The organism is Povalibacter sp., assembly GCF_036735925.1.
Lineage (GTDB): Bacteria > Pseudomonadota > Gammaproteobacteria > Steroidobacterales > Steroidobacteraceae > Steroidobacter.
Genome location: NZ_DAINNK010000024.1, coordinates 39,051 through 57,882, shown reverse-complemented (window position 1 = coordinate 57,882; position 18,832 = coordinate 39,051). Strand labels below are relative to the sequence as shown.

The 18,832-nt window shown below is 64.1% G+C and carries 21 protein-coding genes; 18 read left to right on the top strand and 3 right to left on the bottom strand.

Annotated features, from left to right (window positions below; all coding sequences use genetic code 11):
- From V7D81_RS09800 to truD, 7 genes are all read left to right on the top strand, one after another.
- Positions 1-1,276: CTP synthase (locus V7D81_RS09800; RefSeq protein ID WP_324316143.1), on the top strand; the 1,276-nt coding region annotated here is incomplete at its 5' end.
- Between the two features lie 45 nt (positions 1,277-1,321).
- On the top strand, positions 1,322-1,465 hold the full coding sequence (locus tag V7D81_RS09795) for a hypothetical protein (protein ID WP_324316141.1): 144 nt from the start codon (positions 1,322-1,324) through the stop codon (positions 1,463-1,465).
- Positions 1,462-2,760, top strand: coding sequence for a phosphopyruvate hydratase (gene eno / locus V7D81_RS09790; RefSeq protein ID WP_324316139.1), 1,299 nt, complete (start codon positions 1,462-1,464; stop codon positions 2,758-2,760). Before V7D81_RS09795 ends, eno begins: the two co-directional genes overlap by 4 nt.
- Before the next feature lie 12 nt (positions 2,761-2,772).
- Positions 2,773-3,078, top strand: coding sequence for a cell division protein FtsB (ftsB, locus tag V7D81_RS09785; RefSeq protein ID WP_324316137.1), 306 nt, complete (start codon positions 2,773-2,775; stop codon positions 3,076-3,078).
- Between the two features lie 139 nt (positions 3,079-3,217).
- The gene (ispD, locus tag V7D81_RS09780; protein ID WP_324316136.1) at positions 3,218-3,928 is read left to right on the top strand and encodes a 2-C-methyl-D-erythritol 4-phosphate cytidylyltransferase; all 711 of its coding nucleotides are present in this window, start codon (positions 3,218-3,220) and stop codon (positions 3,926-3,928) included.
- Complete coding sequence (gene ispF / locus V7D81_RS09775) at positions 3,925-4,410, top strand: 2-C-methyl-D-erythritol 2,4-cyclodiphosphate synthase (RefSeq protein WP_324316133.1); 486 nt, start codon at positions 3,925-3,927, stop codon at positions 4,408-4,410. Before ispD ends, ispF begins: the two co-directional genes overlap by 4 nt.
- Positions 4,410-5,459: a tRNA pseudouridine(13) synthase TruD gene (gene truD, locus V7D81_RS09770; protein WP_324316132.1), complete on the top strand. Its 1,050-nt coding sequence runs from the start codon at positions 4,410-4,412 to the stop codon at positions 5,457-5,459. The genes ispF and truD overlap by 1 nt, the downstream gene beginning before the upstream one ends.
- A gap of 89 nt (positions 5,460-5,548) precedes the next feature.
- Here the strand turns inward: truD and V7D81_RS09765 are convergent, their stop codons facing one another.
- The gene (locus V7D81_RS09765; protein ID WP_324316130.1) at positions 5,549-6,085 is read right to left on the bottom strand and encodes a Smr/MutS family protein; all 537 of its coding nucleotides are present in this window, start codon (positions 6,083-6,085) and stop codon (positions 5,549-5,551) included.
- A gap of 78 nt (positions 6,086-6,163) precedes the next feature.
- Here V7D81_RS09765 and surE point away from each other — a divergent pair, with 78 nt between their 5' ends.
- From surE to V7D81_RS09750, 3 genes are all read left to right on the top strand, one after another.
- Positions 6,164-6,925, top strand: a complete 762-nt coding sequence (gene surE, locus V7D81_RS09760) for a 5'/3'-nucleotidase SurE (protein WP_324316128.1) — start codon at positions 6,164-6,166, stop codon at positions 6,923-6,925.
- Entirely contained in the window at positions 6,922-7,620 is a 699-nt protein-coding gene (locus V7D81_RS09755) for a protein-L-isoaspartate(D-aspartate) O-methyltransferase (RefSeq protein ID WP_324316127.1), read from the top strand. The genes surE and V7D81_RS09755 overlap by 4 nt, the downstream gene beginning before the upstream one ends.
- Before the next feature lie 161 nt (positions 7,621-7,781).
- Positions 7,782-8,465, top strand: coding sequence for a peptidoglycan DD-metalloendopeptidase family protein (locus V7D81_RS09750; protein ID WP_324316126.1), 684 nt, complete (start codon positions 7,782-7,784; stop codon positions 8,463-8,465).
- 447 nt (positions 8,466-8,912) lie between these two features.
- Here the strand turns inward: V7D81_RS09750 and V7D81_RS09745 are convergent, their stop codons facing one another.
- A complete protein-coding gene (locus tag V7D81_RS09745; protein ID WP_324316124.1) occupies positions 8,913-9,287 on the bottom strand; it encodes an Mth938-like domain-containing protein in 375 nt (124 codons plus the stop codon).
- Between the two features lie 39 nt (positions 9,288-9,326).
- Here V7D81_RS09745 and V7D81_RS09740 point away from each other — a divergent pair, with 39 nt between their 5' ends.
- The 4 genes from V7D81_RS09740 (at position 9,327) to lysS (ending at position 14,854) form a co-directional block, all read left to right on the top strand.
- Entirely contained in the window at positions 9,327-10,307 is a 981-nt protein-coding gene (locus tag V7D81_RS09740) for a hypothetical protein (RefSeq protein ID WP_324316123.1), read from the top strand.
- Positions 10,289-12,025, top strand: a complete 1,737-nt coding sequence (recJ, locus tag V7D81_RS09735) for a single-stranded-DNA-specific exonuclease RecJ (RefSeq protein ID WP_324316121.1) — start codon at positions 10,289-10,291, stop codon at positions 12,023-12,025. The genes V7D81_RS09740 and recJ overlap by 19 nt, the downstream gene beginning before the upstream one ends.
- Before the next feature lie 141 nt (positions 12,026-12,166).
- Positions 12,167-13,262 (top strand): peptide chain release factor 2 gene (gene prfB / locus V7D81_RS09730; RefSeq protein ID WP_333610181.1). Its coding sequence is split into 2 segments (ribosomal slippage): positions 12,167-12,229 and positions 12,231-13,262, totalling 1,095 coding nucleotides; the frame shifts between segments, so codons are not numbered across the junction.
- Between the two features lie 95 nt (positions 13,263-13,357).
- Entirely contained in the window at positions 13,358-14,854 is a 1,497-nt protein-coding gene (gene lysS / locus V7D81_RS09725; RefSeq protein ID WP_324316118.1) for a lysine--tRNA ligase, read from the top strand.
- 108 nt (positions 14,855-14,962) lie between these two features.
- Here lysS and ygfZ read toward each other — a convergent pair whose 3' ends face one another.
- On the bottom strand, positions 14,963-15,826 hold the full coding sequence (gene ygfZ, locus V7D81_RS09720) for a CAF17-like 4Fe-4S cluster assembly/insertion protein YgfZ (RefSeq protein WP_324316117.1): 864 nt from the start codon (positions 15,824-15,826) through the stop codon (positions 14,963-14,965).
- An 84-nt stretch (positions 15,827-15,910) separates the two neighbouring features.
- Here ygfZ and V7D81_RS09715 point away from each other — a divergent pair, with 84 nt between their 5' ends.
- The 4 genes from V7D81_RS09715 to sdhA are packed head-to-tail and all read left to right on the top strand — an operon-like array spanning position 15,911 to position 18,736.
- Positions 15,911-16,135: a DUF1674 domain-containing protein gene (locus tag V7D81_RS09715; protein ID WP_324316115.1), complete on the top strand. Its 225-nt coding sequence runs from the start codon at positions 15,911-15,913 to the stop codon at positions 16,133-16,135.
- A gap of 29 nt (positions 16,136-16,164) precedes the next feature.
- Entirely contained in the window at positions 16,165-16,572 is a 408-nt protein-coding gene (gene sdhC, locus V7D81_RS09710; protein WP_324316113.1) for a succinate dehydrogenase, cytochrome b556 subunit, read from the top strand.
- A complete protein-coding gene (gene sdhD / locus V7D81_RS09705; RefSeq protein WP_324316111.1) occupies positions 16,569-16,955 on the top strand; it encodes a succinate dehydrogenase, hydrophobic membrane anchor protein in 387 nt (128 codons plus the stop codon). The genes sdhC and sdhD overlap by 4 nt, the downstream gene beginning before the upstream one ends.
- Entirely contained in the window at positions 16,952-18,736 is a 1,785-nt protein-coding gene (sdhA, locus tag V7D81_RS09700; protein ID WP_324316109.1) for a succinate dehydrogenase flavoprotein subunit, read from the top strand. The genes sdhD and sdhA overlap by 4 nt, the downstream gene beginning before the upstream one ends.
- The last annotated feature ends 96 nt before the right edge of the window (positions 18,737-18,832 follow it).

Genomic DNA, 18,832 nt, shown 5'->3' with positions numbered 1-18,832 from the left:
TTGCATCCGTCTCGGCGCCGGCGATGCCGATGTCTGCATGGTCGAGATCGGCGGTACGGTCGGCGACATCGAATCGCTGCCGTTCCTCGAGGCGATCCGCCAGCTCGGCGTCGAACTCGGTCGCAACAACGTGCTGTACATGCACCTGACGCTGGTGCCGTACATTCCAAGTTCCGGCGAGATCAAGACCAAGCCGACGCAGCATTCGGTCAAGGAACTGCGTTCGATCGGTATCCAGCCGGACGTGCTGCTGTGCCGTTCGCAGAATGCGATTCCCGATGAGCAGCGCCGCAAGATCGCGCTGTTCACGAATGTCGAAGAGCGCGCCGTCATCTCGGCCGTCGATGCCGACGACATCTACAAGATTCCGATGCTGCTGCACGAGGAGAAGCTGGACGAGATCGTCGTCGACAAGCTGCGCCTCGAAGTGAAGCCGGCGGACCTGAGTGAGTGGCGCCGCGTCGTCACGGCCAAGACGAATCCGGATACCACCGTGACCATTGCGATGGTCGGCAAGTACGTGAACCTGCGCGATGCCTACATCTCCCTGAGCGAGGCGCTGACGCACGCCGGCCTCGGCACGCGCACGCGCGTGAACATCCAGTTCATCGAGGCGACCGACGTCGAGAAGCACGGCACGGGCTGTCTCGAAGGCGTCGATGCGATCCTGGTGCCGGGCGGCTTCGGCGAGCGCGGTATCGAGGGCAAGATCCAGGCGATCCGCTTTGCGCGCGAACGCCAGATTCCGTACCTCGGCATCTGCCTCGGCATGCAGCTCGCGATCATCGAGTACGCACGTGACGTCGCAGGGCTCGAAGGCGCGCATTCCACTGAGTTCAACCGCAGTGCGCCGCATCCGGTCATTGCGCTCATCAGCGAGTGGGCGGACCAGAAGGGCACCACGGAACAGCGCAGCGAGAAATCCGACATGGGCGGCACGATGCGTCTGGGCGCGCAGGAAGTGCGCCTGTCGCACGGCTCGCGTGCTCACCAGATCTACGGCTCGGACGTGATCGCCGAACGCCATCGCCATCGCTACGAGTTCAACAACCGCTACCTCCAGAAACTCATGAACGCGGGCCTGCGTTTCTCGGGCTTCTCACGCGACGGTCTCGTCGAAATGATCGAACTGCCGGCGCATCCGTTCTTCGTGGCCAGCCAGTTCCATCCGGAATTCCGCTCGACGCCGCGCGACGGCCATCCGCTGTTCACCGGCTTCATCAAGGCGGCGCGCGCGTATCGCCAGGGGCAGATGCCGGCGGCGGCGAATGGGTGATCAGCTACTGGCTACTGGTGGCTGGCCAGAACTGAGCTTCGATGCATGTCTGGCCAGCCGCCAGTAGCCAGCCGCCAGAATCCCATGCGTCTCCTCAACTTCACCGTCGGTCCCGACCAGCCCTTCATCTTCAAGTCGTCCTTCGACAAGACAGTCAAATCAACCCCGTTCGAGGAAAGCCTGTTATGAGCAAGATCGTCGACATCCGCGGCCGCGAAATCATCGACTCGCGCGGCAACCCGACCGTGGAGGCCGATGTTCTCCTCGAATCCGGCGCCGTGGGACGCGCCGCGGTGCCGTCTGGCGCGTCGACGGGAACGCGCGAAGCCGTCGAACTGCGCGATGGCGACAAGAGCCGCTATCTCGGCAAGGGCGTGCTGAAGGCGGTCGCCAATGTGAATGGCGAGCTGAAGCAGCTGCTCGTCGGCAAGGACGCGGCGGATCAGCGCGGGCTCGATGAAGCGATGATCAGGCTCGACGGCACTGATTCGAAGTCGCGCCTCGGCGCCAATGCGCTGCTGGCCATTTCGCTTGCGAATGCGCATGCGGTCGCGAAGGACACGAAGCAGTCGCTGTTCCGGCTGCTCGGCGGCCCAGGCCCGAAGACGCTGCCGGTGCCGATGATGAACATCATCAACGGCGGCGCGCATGCGGACAACAGCGTCGACATCCAGGAATTCATGATCCTGCCGGTCGGCGCGCCGTCGCTGTCTGAGGCCGTGCGTTACGGCGCCGAAATCTTCCACACGCTCAAGAAGGTGCTGCACGAGCGCAAGCTCAATACCGCCGTCGGCGACGAAGGCGGTTTCGCGCCCGACCTGCCGTCGAACGAAGCGGCGCTGGAAACCATTCTCGAAGCCATCGAGCGCGCCGGCTACAAGGCCGGCAAGCAGGTGTTCCTCGGTCTCGACGTCGCCAGCTCCGAGTTCTACAAGGGCGGCATCTATGACCTGGAATCGGAAGGCCGCAAGTTCACCTCCGCGCAGTTCGTCGACTACCTCGAAGGCCTCGCGAACCGCTATCCGGTCATCACCATCGAAGACGGCATGGCCGAAGGCGACTGGGACGGCTGGGCGCTGCTGACGCAGCGGCTGGGCAAGAAGGTACAGCTCGTCGGCGACGACCTGTTCGTGACCAACACCAGGATCCTGCAGGAAGGCATCAGCAAGAAGATCGCCAACTCGATCCTCATCAAGCCGAACCAGATCGGCACGCTCACCGAGACGCTCGCGGCCATCGACATGGCCGCAGACGCGGGCTACTCGGCAGTCGTGTCGCATCGCTCCGGCGAGACCGAAGACTCGACGATCGCCGACATCGCCGCGGCGACGCGCGCCACGCAGATCAAGACCGGCTCGCTGTCCCGCTCCGATCGCATCGCCAAGTACAACCAGCTCCTGCGCATCGAAGCCGAACTCGGCAAGGACGCGCGCTACGCGGGTGTCGAGGCGTTCCCGGTTCCGCTGCCAGGAATTTCCTGCTAAGAAGCTGGCTGCATGAAGTTCCTGGCCGTCGGATTGCTCGCCCTGCTGGTGGTACTGCAGTACCGCCTGTGGCTGGGCGACGGCGGCATGCGGGAAGTGACGCGGTTGCGGGCGGAGATCGAGCAGCAGCAGGTCGAGAATGCGACCTTGCGCGAACGCAACCGCACGCTGGCCGCGGAGGTGCAGGATCTGAAGAAGGGCACGGTCGCGATCGAAGAGCGTGCCCGCACCGATCTGGGGATGGTCGGCCAGCGCGAGACCTTCTATCAGGTCGTGACGCCGCGCGAGGCGGTTCCGGCGGCGCAGAAGCAGGAATGAAGAGGGTGGAGCCGCAAAAGACCGTGACCGTAAGGGAATCCCGCGGGGCATAAAAGAAATTGCGGGTCAATGATCTTCATGTCTTCCAGAACGGGTTTCTTTTTTGCGGTCCTTTGCGGCCTCTGATTTCTCTCTTCCGATGCCTTCATCTCTCAAGTTCTGGGCCGTCGTTCCCGCGGCAGGTCGCTCGCGGCGCATGGGCGATTCGACTGTGCCAAAGCAGTACCTGCGACTTGCGGGCAGGGCGGTGATCGAATGGTCGCTTGCGCCACTGCTGGCGAGGCCGGAATGCGCGGGAGTCGTGGTGGCGATTGGCGCCGACGATCAGGAATGGGCGAAGCTCGACGTGTCCCGCGACCCGCGCGTTCGTTCCGTCGTCGGCGGCGCCGAGCGTGCGGATTCCGTTCACGCGGGACTGGGTGCATTGCAGCTCGACGAGGCGGCCTGGGTGCTGGTGCATGACGCCGCGAGACCCTGTCTGAGCGCGGAGGAAGTCGATCTGTTGCTGCGCACGCTGGAAAGCGATCCCGTCGGCGGTCTGCTCGCTGCGCCGGTCGTGGATACGCTGAAGCGCGCCGATGCCACTGGCCGCGTGGCGCAGACGGTCGATCGCGAGGGTCTGTGGCGCGCATTGACGCCGCAGATGTTTCGCTTCGGTCTTCTCGACAGGGCGCTGCGCGAGGCGCGCGCCCGGGGTCTCGTCGTGACCGACGAAGCGCAGGCGATCGAAGGGCTGGGCCTGCAGCCGCGCGTCGTGCCCGGCAGCCCTGACAATCTCAAGATCACGCTCGCCGAGGATCTGCGCCGCGCCGAGCGCTTTCTCGCGGAACGGGGAACCACGCTTTCATGACCACTGCACTACGCATCGGCCAGGGCTTCGACGTGCATGCCTTCGAGGCGGGCGACCATGTCACGCTCGGCGGTGTGCGGATTCCGCATGTGCAGGGCATCAAGGCCCATTCCGATGGCGACGTCGTGCTGCACGCGCTGGTCGATGCCTTGCTGGGCGCCGCGGGGTTGGGCGATATCGGCATCCACTTTCCCGATTCCGATCCGCAATGGCGCGGCGCCGACAGTCGCCAGTTCCTGCGGCATGCGCGCGCGCTGCTGCAGCAGCGGGGATTTGCGATCGTCAATGTCGATGTCACCGTGCTCGCTGAAGCGCCGCGGCTCGGCAAGCATCGCGAAGCCATGCGCGCCAACATCGGTGCAGACCTGGGCCTCGCAGCCGATCGCGTCAACATCAAGGCGACCACGACGGAGACGCTCGGCTTCGTCGGACGCCGTGAAGGCATTGCATGCCAGGCAATCGCCCTGATCGAGCAAACCTGATGGATCTGCTGCAACTGCCCTGTGCTCACGGCGTGCCGCCGGTCCGCGGTCGTCTGCGCGTCGAGCCGGAAGACTTCGTCGTTCGCGAGTGGCTGGGCTTCGCCGCCGACGGCGAGGGCGATCACTGGCTGCTGACGGTGCGCAAGCGCGGCGCGAATACCCACTGGGTGGCGAAGCAGCTCGGCAGGCTGGCGCAGATTCATCCGCGCGATGTGGGCTTTGCGGGTCTCAAGGATCGTCATGCCGTCACGGAGCAGGCGTTCACGCTGCCGGTGCGTTCGGCGATGCAGGACTGGTCCGGCGTCACCGGCGAAGGCTTCGAAGTGATCCGCGCCGAGCGGCACCGCCGCAAGCTGAAGCGCGGCGCTTTGCGCGGCAACGAGTTCGACCTTCTCGTTCGCGATCTGGTCGGCGACACCGCCGCCGTTGGCGATCTGCTAGCCCGCATCGGCGCCGAGGGCGTGCCGAACTACTTCGGTCCGCAGCGCTTCGGCATCGATGGCGCCAATCTCGCTCGCGCGCGCCGCTGGCTGGGCGGCGAAATCGAACTCAACGATCGCTTCGAACGCGGCTTCGCACTCTCCGCCGCACGCTCCGCCCTCTTCAACGATGTACTGACTGCGCGCGTCGCAGCCGGGACCTGGAATCGACTGCAATCCGGCGACGTCGCGAATCTCGACGGCACCAACAGCGTGTTCAAGGTCGATGCGCTCGATGACACGTTGACCGAGCGCTGCCGCATTCAGGACATTCATCCCACTGGTCCCTTGTGGGGCAGGGGAGAGCTGGCTTCGCAGGCAGAAGTCGCGGCGTTGGAGCGCGAGGTCGCGCAGCACGACGCGGTGCTGAGCAACGGCCTCGCCACGATTGATATGGATCAGGAACGGCGCTCCCTGCGCCTGCGTGTCAGCGAGCTGAGCTGGGCGCTGGAGGCGGAGGGACTGCGATTGAAATTCCGTCTGCCTCGGGGTGCCTTCGCCACTGCAGTGCTGCATGAACTGCTGCAGGACGCCTTCGCTCAGGCACTGCTGGAGTCGGACGAAGAGTGAACAGTTCTTCCTGTGGGGCCGGCTTCAGCCGGCCTGAGCACTGTCAGGCTGAAGCCTGACCTACAGAAGATGAAGAGGCAGCGACGCCCTTAGCGTCTGCTCTTCAGCAGCACATACACCGCGCCGCTGCCGCCGTCGACCGCGCGTGCCGACGCGAAGGCCAGCACCGGATCAATGTGCTGCAGCCAGCGATTGACGATGTTCTTGAGCACGGGGCCGCGCGGGCCGGAGCGGCGACCCTTGCCGTGCACGATCCGGATGCATTTGAGTTCGCGCTGGACGGCGTCGGTAACGAACTCGCGCAAGACTTCCTTCGCCTGCGCGCCGCTGAGTCCATGCAGATCAATTTCGGCATCGACCGCGTAGTGGCCGCGCCGCAGTCTGATGAGAACGTCCTCGGGCACGTGCGGACGCCGGAACAGCAATTCATCGCCCGTGCTCAGCAGCAGGTCGTCCGCCGGCGGCAGCAGGCTTTCCCTCAACACTTCGCGTTCGTCCAGGCGCGTGAAGCGTGCCTGCGCAACGGGCTTCGGCGCCTGCGGCGCCTCGTTGCCGGGCGGCAAGGGCTTCACCTCGCGCATCGCTTCGCGAAAGAGATCCTTGTCGGGGTCGTCGGGCGTGTTCATGTCGAGGATTCGTCGCAACATTTCCAGTATAGTTCGCCGCGCGTGTAGCGGGCGCGGTTCGAAGATTCCAGCAGCAGCGTGAAGATCCTCATCAGCAACGACGACGGCTATCGTGCGGAAGGCATCCGCGTGCTGACCGAATCCCTGATGCCTCTCGCCGAAGTCACCGTCGTCGCGCCGGATCGCAATCGCAGCGGCGCAAGCAATTCCCTGACGCTCGATGTGCCGCTGCGCGTTTTTCCCTTCGACCAGGACCGCTATCTCGTGCAGAACGGCACGCCCACGGACTGCGTGCACCTCGCGATCTCCGGATTGTTCGAATACGAGCACGACATGGTCGTTTCGGGCATCAACGACGGGCCGAACCTGGGTGATGACGTGCTGTACTCGGGGACCGTGGCAGCGGCGATCGAAGGCCGGTTTCTCGGTCTGTCCGCGATTGCAGTGTCGCTGGCGATCAAGCCCGGATCGGGGCAGCACTATGCGACTGCGGGCCGCGTGGCGGCGGAACTGGTGATGCGCATCCAGCGATCGCCGCTGCATCACGCCACCATTCTCAACGTCAACGTTCCCGATCTGCCCTATGAACAGTTGAAGGGCTATCAGGCAACGCGTCTGGGCTTTCGTCATCGTTCCGAACCCATCGTGCGTTCGGCGGATCCGCGCGGTCGTCCGGTGTACTGGGTCGGGCCTGCCGGCATCGGCCAGGACGCGGGAGAAGGCACGGACTTCCACGCGGTCGCCAATGGCTATGTTTCCATCACGCCATTGCAGATCGATCTCACGCGGCATTCGATGGTCGAGGACATCGGCAACTGGCTGCAGGGGCGCGAGGCATGAAGCCGCCTTACGGCAAGCCGGCGTCTGCACTCGTGCCCGGCGCGCGGCACAACGGCATCGGCATGACATCGGCGCGCACGCGCGAACGCCTGGTGCAGCGCCTGCGCGATCAGGGCATCGTCAATCCGGAAGTACTCGAACAGATCCGCAATGTGCCGCGACACCTGTTCGTCGACGAAGCGCTGGCGACACGCGCGTACGAAGACACAGCATTGCCGATCGGCCTCGGGCAGACGATTTCCCAGCCTTACGTGGTGGCGCGCATGACCGAGGCGTTGATCGAGGGCACGGCGCCGCGCAAGGTGCTCGAGATCGGTACGGGCTGCGGTTACCAGACTGCGGTGCTATCGCCTTTTGTCAAATTTCTGTACAGCATCGAACGCATCAGCGCCTTGCTGGAGCGTGCACGCATCCGCGTGAAGGAACTCAACCTGCGCAATGTCCATTTGCGTCACGGCGATGGTTTTCAGGGATGGGCTGCGCATGCGCCGTACGATGGCATCCTGATGGCGGCAGCGCCGCTCGCCATTCCGGAAGTCTTGCTGACTCAGCTCGGGCCCGGAGGACGATTGATTGCTCCCGTGGGTCCGGAGGGGCGGCAGCAACTGCTGCGCATCACACGGCGCGGCGATGACTTCCACAAGGAGACCCTGGGCCTGGTGAGCTTCGTGCCGCTGCTCAAAGGATTGGGCTGAGGAGCATCGGTTCTTCAGGCTTTCCCGCGGGGATTTCCTTCGGTCATAGCCTGACGAATCCGGCGGGGGCCGGCTGAAGCCGGCCCCACAGAACGAGAGGTGATGCAGTGACGACAGTGTCGGGGTTCTGAACGTTGGCCTGGCCTGCGTCACGGTTGCCGGTGCGGCTGATTTGCGCGCTCACTCTGTCGTTGCTGGTTGCGTGCTCATCGAATCCCCCGGCGTCGTCGACTTACACGGTCAAGCGCGGCGACACGCTTTACTCGATCGCCTGGCGTCACAAGGTCGACTACCAGGACCTCGCACGCTGGAATGGCATCGGACGCGACTATCTCATTCATCCCGGCCAGGTGCTGCGGCTCGCGCCGCCCGGGCGCGGTGCGACGAGCGTCGCAAAAAAATCTTCGACTGCTCCACGAACATCTCGATCTCCCGCGGCAACGCCGCCCAGGAGCAGCGTGCCGGCAGGTCCGCCGGTCCGATGGTCGTGGCCGGTCGACGGCGGCAACGTGGTGTTGACGACGCGACCCAACGGCGGTCAAGGCCTGACCATCGATGGTCGCGCGGGCCAGGACATCCGCGCTGCAGGTGCAGGACGCGTGGTCTACAGCGGCACGGGGCTGCTCGGTTACGGCCAGCTGGTCATCATTAAGCACAACGAAACGTATCTGAGCGCCTATGGCCACACACAGGCCGTCGTAGTGAAAGAGGGCGATGCAGTCGCGGCAGGACAGCGGATCGCCACGATGGGCAAGGGGCCGCAGGGAACGCCCATGCTGTATTTCGAGATCCGCATCGATGGTTCGCCGCGCAATCCGCTGTCGTTGTTACCGCAACGACGCTAGATATATCAACGTCGGTCTCGTTCAGGGTGTTCAGGAAAATGAGCAAGGGCCGATGCGATGGCGTCTCATCGATCCTCCGGCATTCGCGCTACGTGGCTGGCGCGATCATTGCAATTGCAACTAATTCGAGTGAATAAATTGCGGACGGTAGTTGCAACTCTTATCTACGTATGTCTAACATCCGCCCCCAACGTCGCTGGCGAGAGACAGCGAACGAGCCGCAGGGTGACCGGGTGAAGACGCGGGGGCGGAGGGGGATTCGAGGAAACAGCGCGAAGAAGAACAAAACGAAAAGAACAAGAATACTTCGTCAAGTGAATGTTCCTCGTGAACACGCAACGACGAGTTGGTCGAACGAACTTCAGTCCCTCGCGTCTTCTCCCGGTCGTCCTGACCGGGAGAAGACTGAACCAGATCCCCGCCTTCGCGGCGATGACTCGATATTCCCTAGTCTTGCAGAAACAGCGCCGCGACGACCTTGCGGTCCTCGCTCACCAGCACGTTGTAAGTGCGGCAGGCCGCGCCCGTATCCATGACTTCGCAGCCGATGCCGCGCGAGAGGATGCGTGCGAGCAGCGTCGACGGCGGAAATTTCTGACGCGTCCCCGAACCCAGCACCACGATCTCGGGCTCCAGCGCGAATAGCGGTTCGAGATCTTCGGCCGTGAGTTCGTTCAGGGATTGCGGGCGCCAGTCCGTGATCAGCGTGTCGGCGCGCAGCAGGCAGCTGCGATGCACGATCGTTTCGTTCACGCGAATTTCGCCGGGGGAATAGGCGCGCACCAGTTGAATGCCGCCGACACTGTCGTCTGTGAGTTTCATTCCGCTACGATAGCGCACCTTCGTTTTCCCGCGGCGCCGATGTCGACTTCTCCCTGGCTGACTCTGATTGCTCCCGACATCGGGACGGCTCTGTCGCGCGGGACACCATCAGCGACGCTGGCGCGATTGGCGGGGCGCGGTTCGGTCGCGCAGCGATGGGAACGCAGCGACATCCAGTCGCCGCTGCGTCCGTGGCAGCGCGGCCTCCTGAATACACTCGGAATCGAAGCCGGATCGCTCGCGAGCGCGGCGCTCAGCATGAGCGGTCACGAGGGCTACTGGCTGCACGCCGAACCGGTGCACTTCGTGGCGGGCCTCGATCGTCTGAGTTTTCTCAGTCTGGCTGGCGAATCGAAAGTGACCGATGCGGAGCGGTCCGCATTGTTCGAGCAACTCGCGCCGAGCTTCGCGTCGGGTGACCATGTCCTGCAGGCGATGGGATCTGAATGGTTTCTGCGAAGCAGCCGTGCGCTGCAGGTCACGACGTCGACACCCGATGCAGCCGCAGCCAGCGAATTGCAGACGGTCATGCCGCGCGGACAGGATGCCGCCGAGTTGCGCCGTGTCATGACGGAGCTGCAGATGTTGCTGCATGAACACCCCGTCAACGATGCTCGTGCGCGACGCGGGTTGCCTGCGGTCAATGCGGTGTGGTTGTGGGGAGGTGGCTCGCCAGGCGCCATCGAGGCGGGCGATTTTCCTGCTGCATTCGGCGATCACGCTTTTCTTCGCGGCTTGTACCGGCACGTGGGCAGAGTCATCACTGCATTGCCTGAAAATCCTGAAGCACTGTTGCATTCGATCGCTGGAAAGCCGCGAGCCATCGTTGTGGTGCCTGGAGCGGATCTCGAGGCCATGGATTCAGGATGGTTGGTCCCGCTCTCCGCAGCGCTTGCGGACGGCCGCTTGTCGCGACTGGATCTGATCCTCGATGAATGGCACATCGACGTCCGTCGCGGCGATCTGCGCCGCTTCTGGCGCCGCGCACTGCCGCCGTCGCAATGGGGGCAGCGCATTTGAGCGGTTACTCGATTCGCCGGCGTACGCTGCAGGACGATTCCGCGCTGCCATCGACACTGCATCCGCTGCTGCGGCGACTCTATGGATCGCGAGGCATCGCCTCGGCAGATGCGCTCGATCTCGGCCTCGACAAACTGATTCCGGTCAGTCAGCTCGGCGGCATCGACCGCGCGGTCGACGTGCTGTGCCGGCATTTCACCGCCGGCAGTCGCGTGATGGTTGTCGGCGACTTCGACGCCGATGGCGCGACCAGTACTGCGCTCGTCGTACGTCAGTTGACCCGGCTCGGATTCGCGCACGTCGATTTTCTCGTGCCGAATCGCTTCGAGTACGGCTATGGCCTGACGCCCGAGATCGTGCGACTGGCTGCGACGCGCCAGCCAGCACTCATCGTCACCGTCGACAATGGCATTGCCAGTCACGCCGGCGTGATCGAAGCACGCCATTTCGGAATCGAAGTGCTGGTTACGGATCACCATCTGCCCGCGGCGACCCTGCCGGAGGCCGCAGCCATCGTGAATCCCAACGCGCCCGGCGAGACGTTCCCGAGCAAGGCGCTGGCCGGTGTTGGCGTCGCGTTCTATCTGATGGCGGCGCTGACGCGGCAGATGCAGCAGCGCGGGCTGCACGCGCAGCCGCCGTCGGCGGCGGATCTGCTGGATCTGGTGGCACTCGGCACCGTGGCGGATCTCGTGCCGCTCGATCGCAACAACCGCGTGCTGGTGCAGCAGGGACTGCGGCGCATTCGTGCAGGGCGCTGCGTGCCCGGCATCCGCGCGTTGCTGGAAATGTCGGGCCGCTCGCTGGCTTCGGCATTCGCCGCTGATCTCGGCTATCAGATCGGGCCGCGCCTCAACGCGGCAGGGCGTCTCGACGACATGACGGTCGGCATTCAATGCCTGCTGACCGACGATCCCGACACGGCGCGCGTGCTCGCGGGCCGGCTCACGCAACTGAATCAGGATCGTCGCGAACTCGAACTGCAGATGCAGCAGGAAGCGATGCTCGCCGTCGCCGACATGCGCGACGAAGCGAGCCTGCCGCTCGGTCTGTGCCTGTTCGACGAAACCTGGCATCAGGGCGTCGTCGGCCTGGTGGCCTCGCGCGTGAAGGAGCGCGTGCATCGACCGGTCATTGCGCTGGCGCGCGGCGACGAGCGTCTGCTGAAAGGCTCGGCGCGTTCCGTTCCCGGCGTGCACATCCGCGACGTGCTCGACGCCGTCGCCAGCCGTCGTCCCGGACTGATCGAAAAATTCGGCGGCCACGCCATGGCGGCAGGCGTAACGCTGGCGGCGGCCAACCTGGCGGATTTCAGCGCCGCGTTCGATCAAGAAGTCTCGCGCTGGATGAGCCGCGACGACGCGACGGGTGTCGTTCATTCCGATGGAGAACTGACTCCAGCCGAGTTGACGCTCGACATCGCTCACCTGCTGCGCGAGTCCGGCCCGTGGGGACAGGCATTCCCGGAACCGCTGTTCGACGGACAGTTCTCGGTGCGTACCAGTCGGGTGCTCAGCGAGCGTCATCTCAAGATGGAGCTGGAGCGGGAGGGCGGATTGCCGTACGAGGCCGTCGCCTTTCGGCATTTCGATCACGATGATGCGCCGCAGGTCGCGCCGGGCAATCGGGTCGAACTGGCGTACCGGCTGGACGTGAACCGCTACAACGGCACGGAGAAGCTGCAGCTCGTCGTGGAGCATCTGCGGGTCTTGCGTTAGGACGTCTTCCTGTAGGTCAGGCTTGTAGGTCAGGCTTTAGCCTGACTCCTCAGAGGCCGGCTGAAGCCGGCCCCACAGGCAGGCGGACGGACGTGCCGTGCTACCATCGCGGCCCCGCAAAACTCCCCCTTTCTCGAGCCCATGGAAGTCAACCTGATCCGCCGTACCCTCGATGATCTCTCCGAGCGCAGCGAAGCTCTCCGGAGGTTTCTTTGACTACGACAACAAGCACGAACGCCTGACGGAAGTCAGCCGCGAACTGGAAGATCCGGGAATCTGGAACACGCCCGACAAAGCCCAGGAACTGGGTCGCGAACGGGCCCGCCTCGAAGCCATCGTCGGGACGCTCGACAGCATCCGCAACGGACTCGGCGATGCCGTCGAACTGCTCGACATGGCCGTCGCCGAGAACGACGAGTCCACGGTCGCCGATGTGCAGGGTGACATCGCCGCCATCGAACAGGACGTGAAGAAGCTGGAATTCCAGCGCATGTTCCCGGGCAAGATGGATTCGCACAGTGCCTTCCTCGACATCCAGGCCGGTGCCGGCGGCACCGAGGCGCAGGACTGGGCGCAGATGCTCATGCGCATGTACCTGCGGTGGGGCGAAGCCCACGGGTTCAAGACCGAAGTGGTCGACGTCAGCGACGGCGAAGTCGCCGGTATCAAGGGCACGACGATCAACTTCACGGGCGACTACGCCTACGGCTGGCTGCGCACCGAAACCGGTGTGCATCGCCTCGTGCGCAAGTCGCCGTTCGATTCGAATGCACGGCGTCACACTTCGTTCGCGTCCGTGTTCGTGTCGCCCGAAGTCGATGAGGACATCGAGATCTCGATCAACCCGGCCGACCTCAAGACCGACGTGTACCGTTCGAGCGGCGCCGGCGGCCAGCACGTCAACAAGACCGAATCCGCCGTGCGTATCACGCACATGCCGACCGGTATCGTGGTCGCGTGTCAGGCCGAGCGCAGTCAGCACAAGAATCGCGACAAGGCGATGAAGATGCTGAAGGCCAAGCTGTACGAACTCGAAGTGAACAAGCGCAACGCGGCCGCCAAGGTGCTGGAGGATGCAAAGTCCGACGTGAGCTGGGGCAACCAGATCCGTTCCTACGTGCTCGACCAGTCGCGCATCAAGGATCTGCGCACCAACGTCGAGATCGGCAATACCGTCGCGGTACTCGATGGCGACCTGGATCCTTTCCTGGAAGCCAGCCTCAAACAGGGCCTCTAAGAGGGGAAGCCGCAAAGACCGCATAAAAGAAGATCATGTTTCTTTTATGCGGTCTTTTGCGGCTCCCGATTCTCTTCTCCGATACGATCAACGCCATGACCGACCAGACGCCACCGCCGGATGAGAACAAGCTGATCGCCGAACGGCGCGCCAAGCTCGACAAGCTGCGCGCTTCGGGTGCCATCGCCTTTCCGAACGATTTCCGTCGCGATGCGCTGGCGGATCAGTTGCTGACCGCTTACAGCGATCGGCCGCCGGAATGGTTCGAGCAGAACGAAGTGCCGGTAAAGGTCGGCGGCCGCATGATGGCCAAGCGCGTCATGGGCAAGGCGAGCTTCGCCAAGATCGCGGATCGTTCCGGACAGATCCAGTTGTTCCTGCAGCGCGATTCGCTCGGCGAGGCGTACGAGGCGTTCAAGGGTTGGGATATCGGCGACGTGCTCGGTGCCGAGGGCGTGCTGTTCAAGACCAAGACGGGCGAGCTGTCGGTGCGCGTCGACAAGATCCGCCTGCTGACCAAGTCGCTGCGACCGCTGCCCGACAAGTGGCACGGCCTGTCGGATCAGGAAACGCGCTATCGGCAGCGCTATGTCGACCTGATCATCAGTCCGGAAAGCCGCGCGGTGTTCCAGACGCGCACGCGCATCATCAAGTACCTGCGCGACTTCCTCGATTCGCTCGGCTTCCTGGAAGTCGAGACGCCGATGATGCAGCAGATCGCCGGCGGCGCGGCGGCGAAGCCGTTCGTCACGCATCACAACGCGCTCGACATGGATCTGTACCTGCGCATCGCGCCGGAGCTGTATCTCAAGCGGCTCGTGGTCGGCGGCTTCGAGCGCGTGTACGAGATCAACCGCAACTTCCGCAACGAGGGGGTGTCGACGCGACACAATCCCGAGTTCACGATGCTGGAGCTGTACCAGGCTTACGCGGACTGCGACGACATCATGAATCTGGTCGAGCAGATGTGTCAGGGCATCTGCGACGCGGTCAATGGTTCACGCCAGGTCACGTATCAGGACGAGACTTTCGATTTCAGTCAGCCGTTCCGGCGCGCGACCATCGAAGATCTGATCGTGCAGTTCAATGCCGGGATCGATCGTTCGAAGCTGCGCGATGTCGCGTACCTGCGCGCGTACAGTGATCAACTCGGGGTCGCGTACGAACCCGGCGACGGCGCCGGCAAGCTGCAGATGGGGATTTTCGACAAGACGGTCGAACACCAGCTGCGTGCGCCGACGTTTGCGTGCGCGTATCCGGCCGAGGTGTCGCCGCTGGCGCGTGCCAACGATGCCGATCCGTTCATCACCGACCGCTTCGAGTTTTTCGTCGGCGGGCGCGAACTCGCGAATGGATTCTCCGAGCTGAACGATCCGGAAGATCAGGCCGCCCGTTTCAAGGAACAGCTGGTGCGCAAGTCGGCCGGCGACGAGGAAGCGATGCAGTACGACGCCGACTACATTCGCGCGCTGGAATACGGCCTGCCGCCGACCGGCGGCCTGGGCATCGGTATCGACCGGCTGGTGATGCTGTTCACCAATTCGCCGTCGATCCGCGATGTGTTGCTGTTTCCGTATATGCGGCCGGAGTAGCGCGTCGCTCTGCCTGTGGGGCCGGCTTCAGCCGGCCTTGGAACTGTCAGGCTGAAGCCTGACCTACAGCCAGAGGCCGGCTGAAGCCGGCCCCACAGCAAGACCCGTTCAGGTCACTTCGTAAGGCATCGGCATCCGCTGCAACGCCGTGCCGTCCGCATCGACCAGTCGCAATTCCTTCTGCAGTTCCGTCAGGCTGATCACGGCCAGCAGCTCGCATCCCTGCGGCGTTGCCACCGCATCGACCACATCGCCCGCATGAGCCTCGCCGCTGACGATGCGGGTGGCGGGCGAGGGCGGCGGACACGCGGCCTGGAACGCGATCATCCGGCGCTTCACCGTGCCCCGGAAATGTGTGCGCGCGATGATTTCCTGGCCCGTGTAGCAGCCCTTCTCGAAGCTGATGCCTTCGAGCAGGTCGACGTTCAGCATCTGCGCCACGAACGCCTCGTGGGTTTGCAAATACACCTGCGGCAGGCCAGCGCGGATCTCGGCTCGAAGCCAGTCGGCAGCGAACTGGGCGTCGTCGGGCAGTTTCGTGACGGTAGGTGCGACGATCAGCGAGGACGTCGTTGCCACCGGCCAGCCGATGAAGCTGACGCCGTCGCGTTCATCGTGTGTCCGCGGTGGGCGCGCGTCGTTGGCTGCGCCGCCGATGACGAAGTGTCCCGCACCGCTCTCTATCTTCGCCTTGGCGCGCATCACGTACTTGCGCAGGCGCATCACGATGGCATCGACGAGTTCGGCGGGGACGATCAGCAGGATTCCATCGCTGCGTTCGACCATCCACACGATCGCCTGCACGCGGCCCTGCGGCGAATTGCAGCTCGCCAGCTCCAGGCGCTGGCGGGTGAGGCGCTGCATGTCGAAACTCAGCTGGCCCTGCAGGAAATCCCGGGCATCGGCGCCGCTCACGAGGATGCTGCCGAAGCGCGGCAGGGCAGCGGTGGGAAAGGGCAGAATCTCGCTCATTCGCTAAATCCGAAACGACCCATCGTGACTTGATATACCGCCCGAGGTTCCTCGGTCTGAGGCCTTCTGGCAGACTACGACGCCATGCCCAGCAGCCGCCAGGAAACCACTTCCGACGTCGCGCAGACGTCCGACGTCGCACCGACGCATGCGTCGGCATCGCCAGTTTCCCACATCGCGGCAGACTCCGTGGGCGCTCAATCATCTCCGCAGATATCGACCCCGGCCATCGAAATCGGCGGTCGCGAAGGCCCCGAACCGACACGCTTCGGCGACTGGGAAAAACGCGGTCGCTGCATCGACTTCTGATCGTTGGCGCATTCGTTTCAGGAACACACATGAGTAGCCCGACCCGATACGTCCGACCGTTGTCGCCGTTCCTTTCGTACCGGTGGCAATACACGATGGCGCTGTCGTTCCTGCATCGCATGACCGGCTGTGCGATGAGTGTGGGATTGCTGCTGCTCACGTACTGGCTCGTCGCGGCCGCGACCGGTGCCGATGCGTACGCCAGGGCCCAGCAGTGTTTCGCCCATCCGCTGGTCCGCGTGCTGCTGATCGCTTTCTCCTTCAGCTTCTTCTACCACCTGTTGAACGGCGTGCGTCACCTGGTGTGGGACGCCGGGCACGGCTTCGAGAAGAAGACCGCGCGCCTGAGCGGCTGGGTCGCATTTCTCGGCGCCGTGATACTGACGGCGTATTTCTGGTTCCTTGTGCTGGGTCGCAGCGCCGGAGGTGTGGCATGAGCCTGCGCAGCCCGATGGGCCGGGTGCTGGGGCTGGGCTCGGCGAAGGAAGGCGTCGGTCACTGGTGGATGCAGCGCGTGAGCGCCGTCGCCCTCGTCGTGCTCGGCTTGTGGTTCGTGAGCGCATTGCTGCGCCTGGGCGATCTCAGTCACGCAGCGGTGCTGGCCTGGATCGCCCTGCCGCTGAACGCGGTGCTGCTGTCGTTGCTGATCGGCACGGCCGTGTATCACTCGCAGCTGGGCGTGCAGGTGGTCGTCGAAGACTACGTGACCAGTCACGGTCTGAAGGTCGTGACGATGCTGCTGCTCACCTTCGTTCACATCGTTCTGGCGGCATTGGGCATCTTCTCCGTGCTGCGTATCGCATTCGGAGCCGTGGCATGAGCGCGTACCAGTTCATCGATCATTACTACGACGTCGTGGTCGTAGGTGCCGGCGGCGCCGGCCTGCGCGCCACGTTCGGCCTCGCGCATTCCGGCCTGTCGACCGCGTGCATCACCAAGGTATTCCCGACCCGCAGCCACACGGTGGCCGCGCAGGGCGGCATCAGCGCCGCGCTCGGCAACATGGGCGAAGACGACTGGCGCTGGCACATGTACGACACCGTCAAGGGATCGGACTGGCTGGGCGACCAGGACGCGATCGAGTTCATGTGCAAAGAGGCGCCCGGTGCCGTCATCGAACTCGAACACTACGGCGTGCCGTTCTCGCGTACCGAAGACGGTCGCATCTATCAGCGTCCGTTCGGCGGCATGACCACGCGTTTCGGTCAGGGCACCGCGCAGCGCACCTGCGCAGCCGCGGACCGCACCGGTCACGCCATGCTGCATACCCTGTATCAGCAGGCGCTGCGCCACGAAGCGCAATTCTTCATCGAATATTTTGCCGTCGACCTGATCATGGAAAACGGCGAATGTCGCGGCGTCGTTGCCATCGACATGGCGGACGGTACGGTGCATCGCTTCCTCGGTCACCAGACCGTGCTGGCGACCGGCGGCTATGGTCGCGCGTACTTCTCCTGCACTTCTGCACACACATGCACGGGCGATGGCGGCGGCATGGTGCTGCGCGCCGGTCTGCCGATGCAGGACATGGAATTCGTGCAGTTCCATCCGACCGGCATCTACGGCGCCGGCTGCCTGATTACCGAAGGCGTCCGCGGCGAAGGCGGCATCCTGCGCAACTCCGCCGGCGAGCGCTTCATGGAACGTTATGCGCCGAACGCGAAGGATCTGGCCTCGCGCGACGTGGTGAGCCGCGCCATGACGATCGAGATCCGCGAAGGCCGCGGCGTCGGCGCGCACAAGGATCACATCTTCCTGCACCTCGAACATCTGGGCGCCGACACGATTCACGAGAAGCTGCCGGGCATCGCCGAGACGGCGAAGATCTTCGCGGGCGTCGACGTCACGAAGCAGCCGATCCCCGTGCTGCCGACCGTTCACTACAACATGGGCGGTGTGCCGGCGAACTATCACGGCGAAGTCGTGACCATGAAGAACGGCAATCCCGACACCGTCGTGCCGGGCCTCATGGCCGTTGGCGAAGCGGCCTGCGTCTCGGTGCACGGCGCGAACCGTCTCGGTTCGAACTCGCTGCTGGACCTGGTCGTGTTCGGCCGCGAAGCAGCGCGTCACTGCGCCGACATCGTCAAGCCGGGCACGAAGCATCGTACGCTTGCGAAGGATGCCGGCGACTTCGCAGTCAGCCGTATCGACAAATTCCGCAACGCCAAGGGCTCCCTGCGCACGGCCGATATCCGCCTCAACATGCAGAAGGTCATGCAGGGGCACGCAGCCGTGTTCCGCACCGGCGAATCGCTGCAGGAAGGCGTGCAGAAGCTGTCGGAAGTCTTCAACTCGTTTGCGGACGTCAACGTGACGGATCGCGGCATGGTCTGGAACACAGACCTGATCGAAACGCTGGAACTCGACAACCTGCTCGGTCAGGCCGTTGCGACCATGCATTCGGCCAGCAATCGTCAGGAAAGCCGCGGCGCCCATGCGCGCGAAGACTTCCCGAATCGCGACGACCAGAACTGGATGAAGCACACGCTGTCCTGGGTCAGCGATCACGGCGATGTGCAACTCGACTATCGGCCCGTGCATACGAATACGTTGACGAGCGACGTCGAGCCGGTTCCGCCGAAGGCAAGGGTGTATTGAGAGGGTGAGAGGGCTACAGGCGACAGGCGACAGGCGACAGCCAGAATGGAAGTTCAGAAGTCCGTAGCCTGTAGCCTGTAGCCTGTAGCCTGTCGC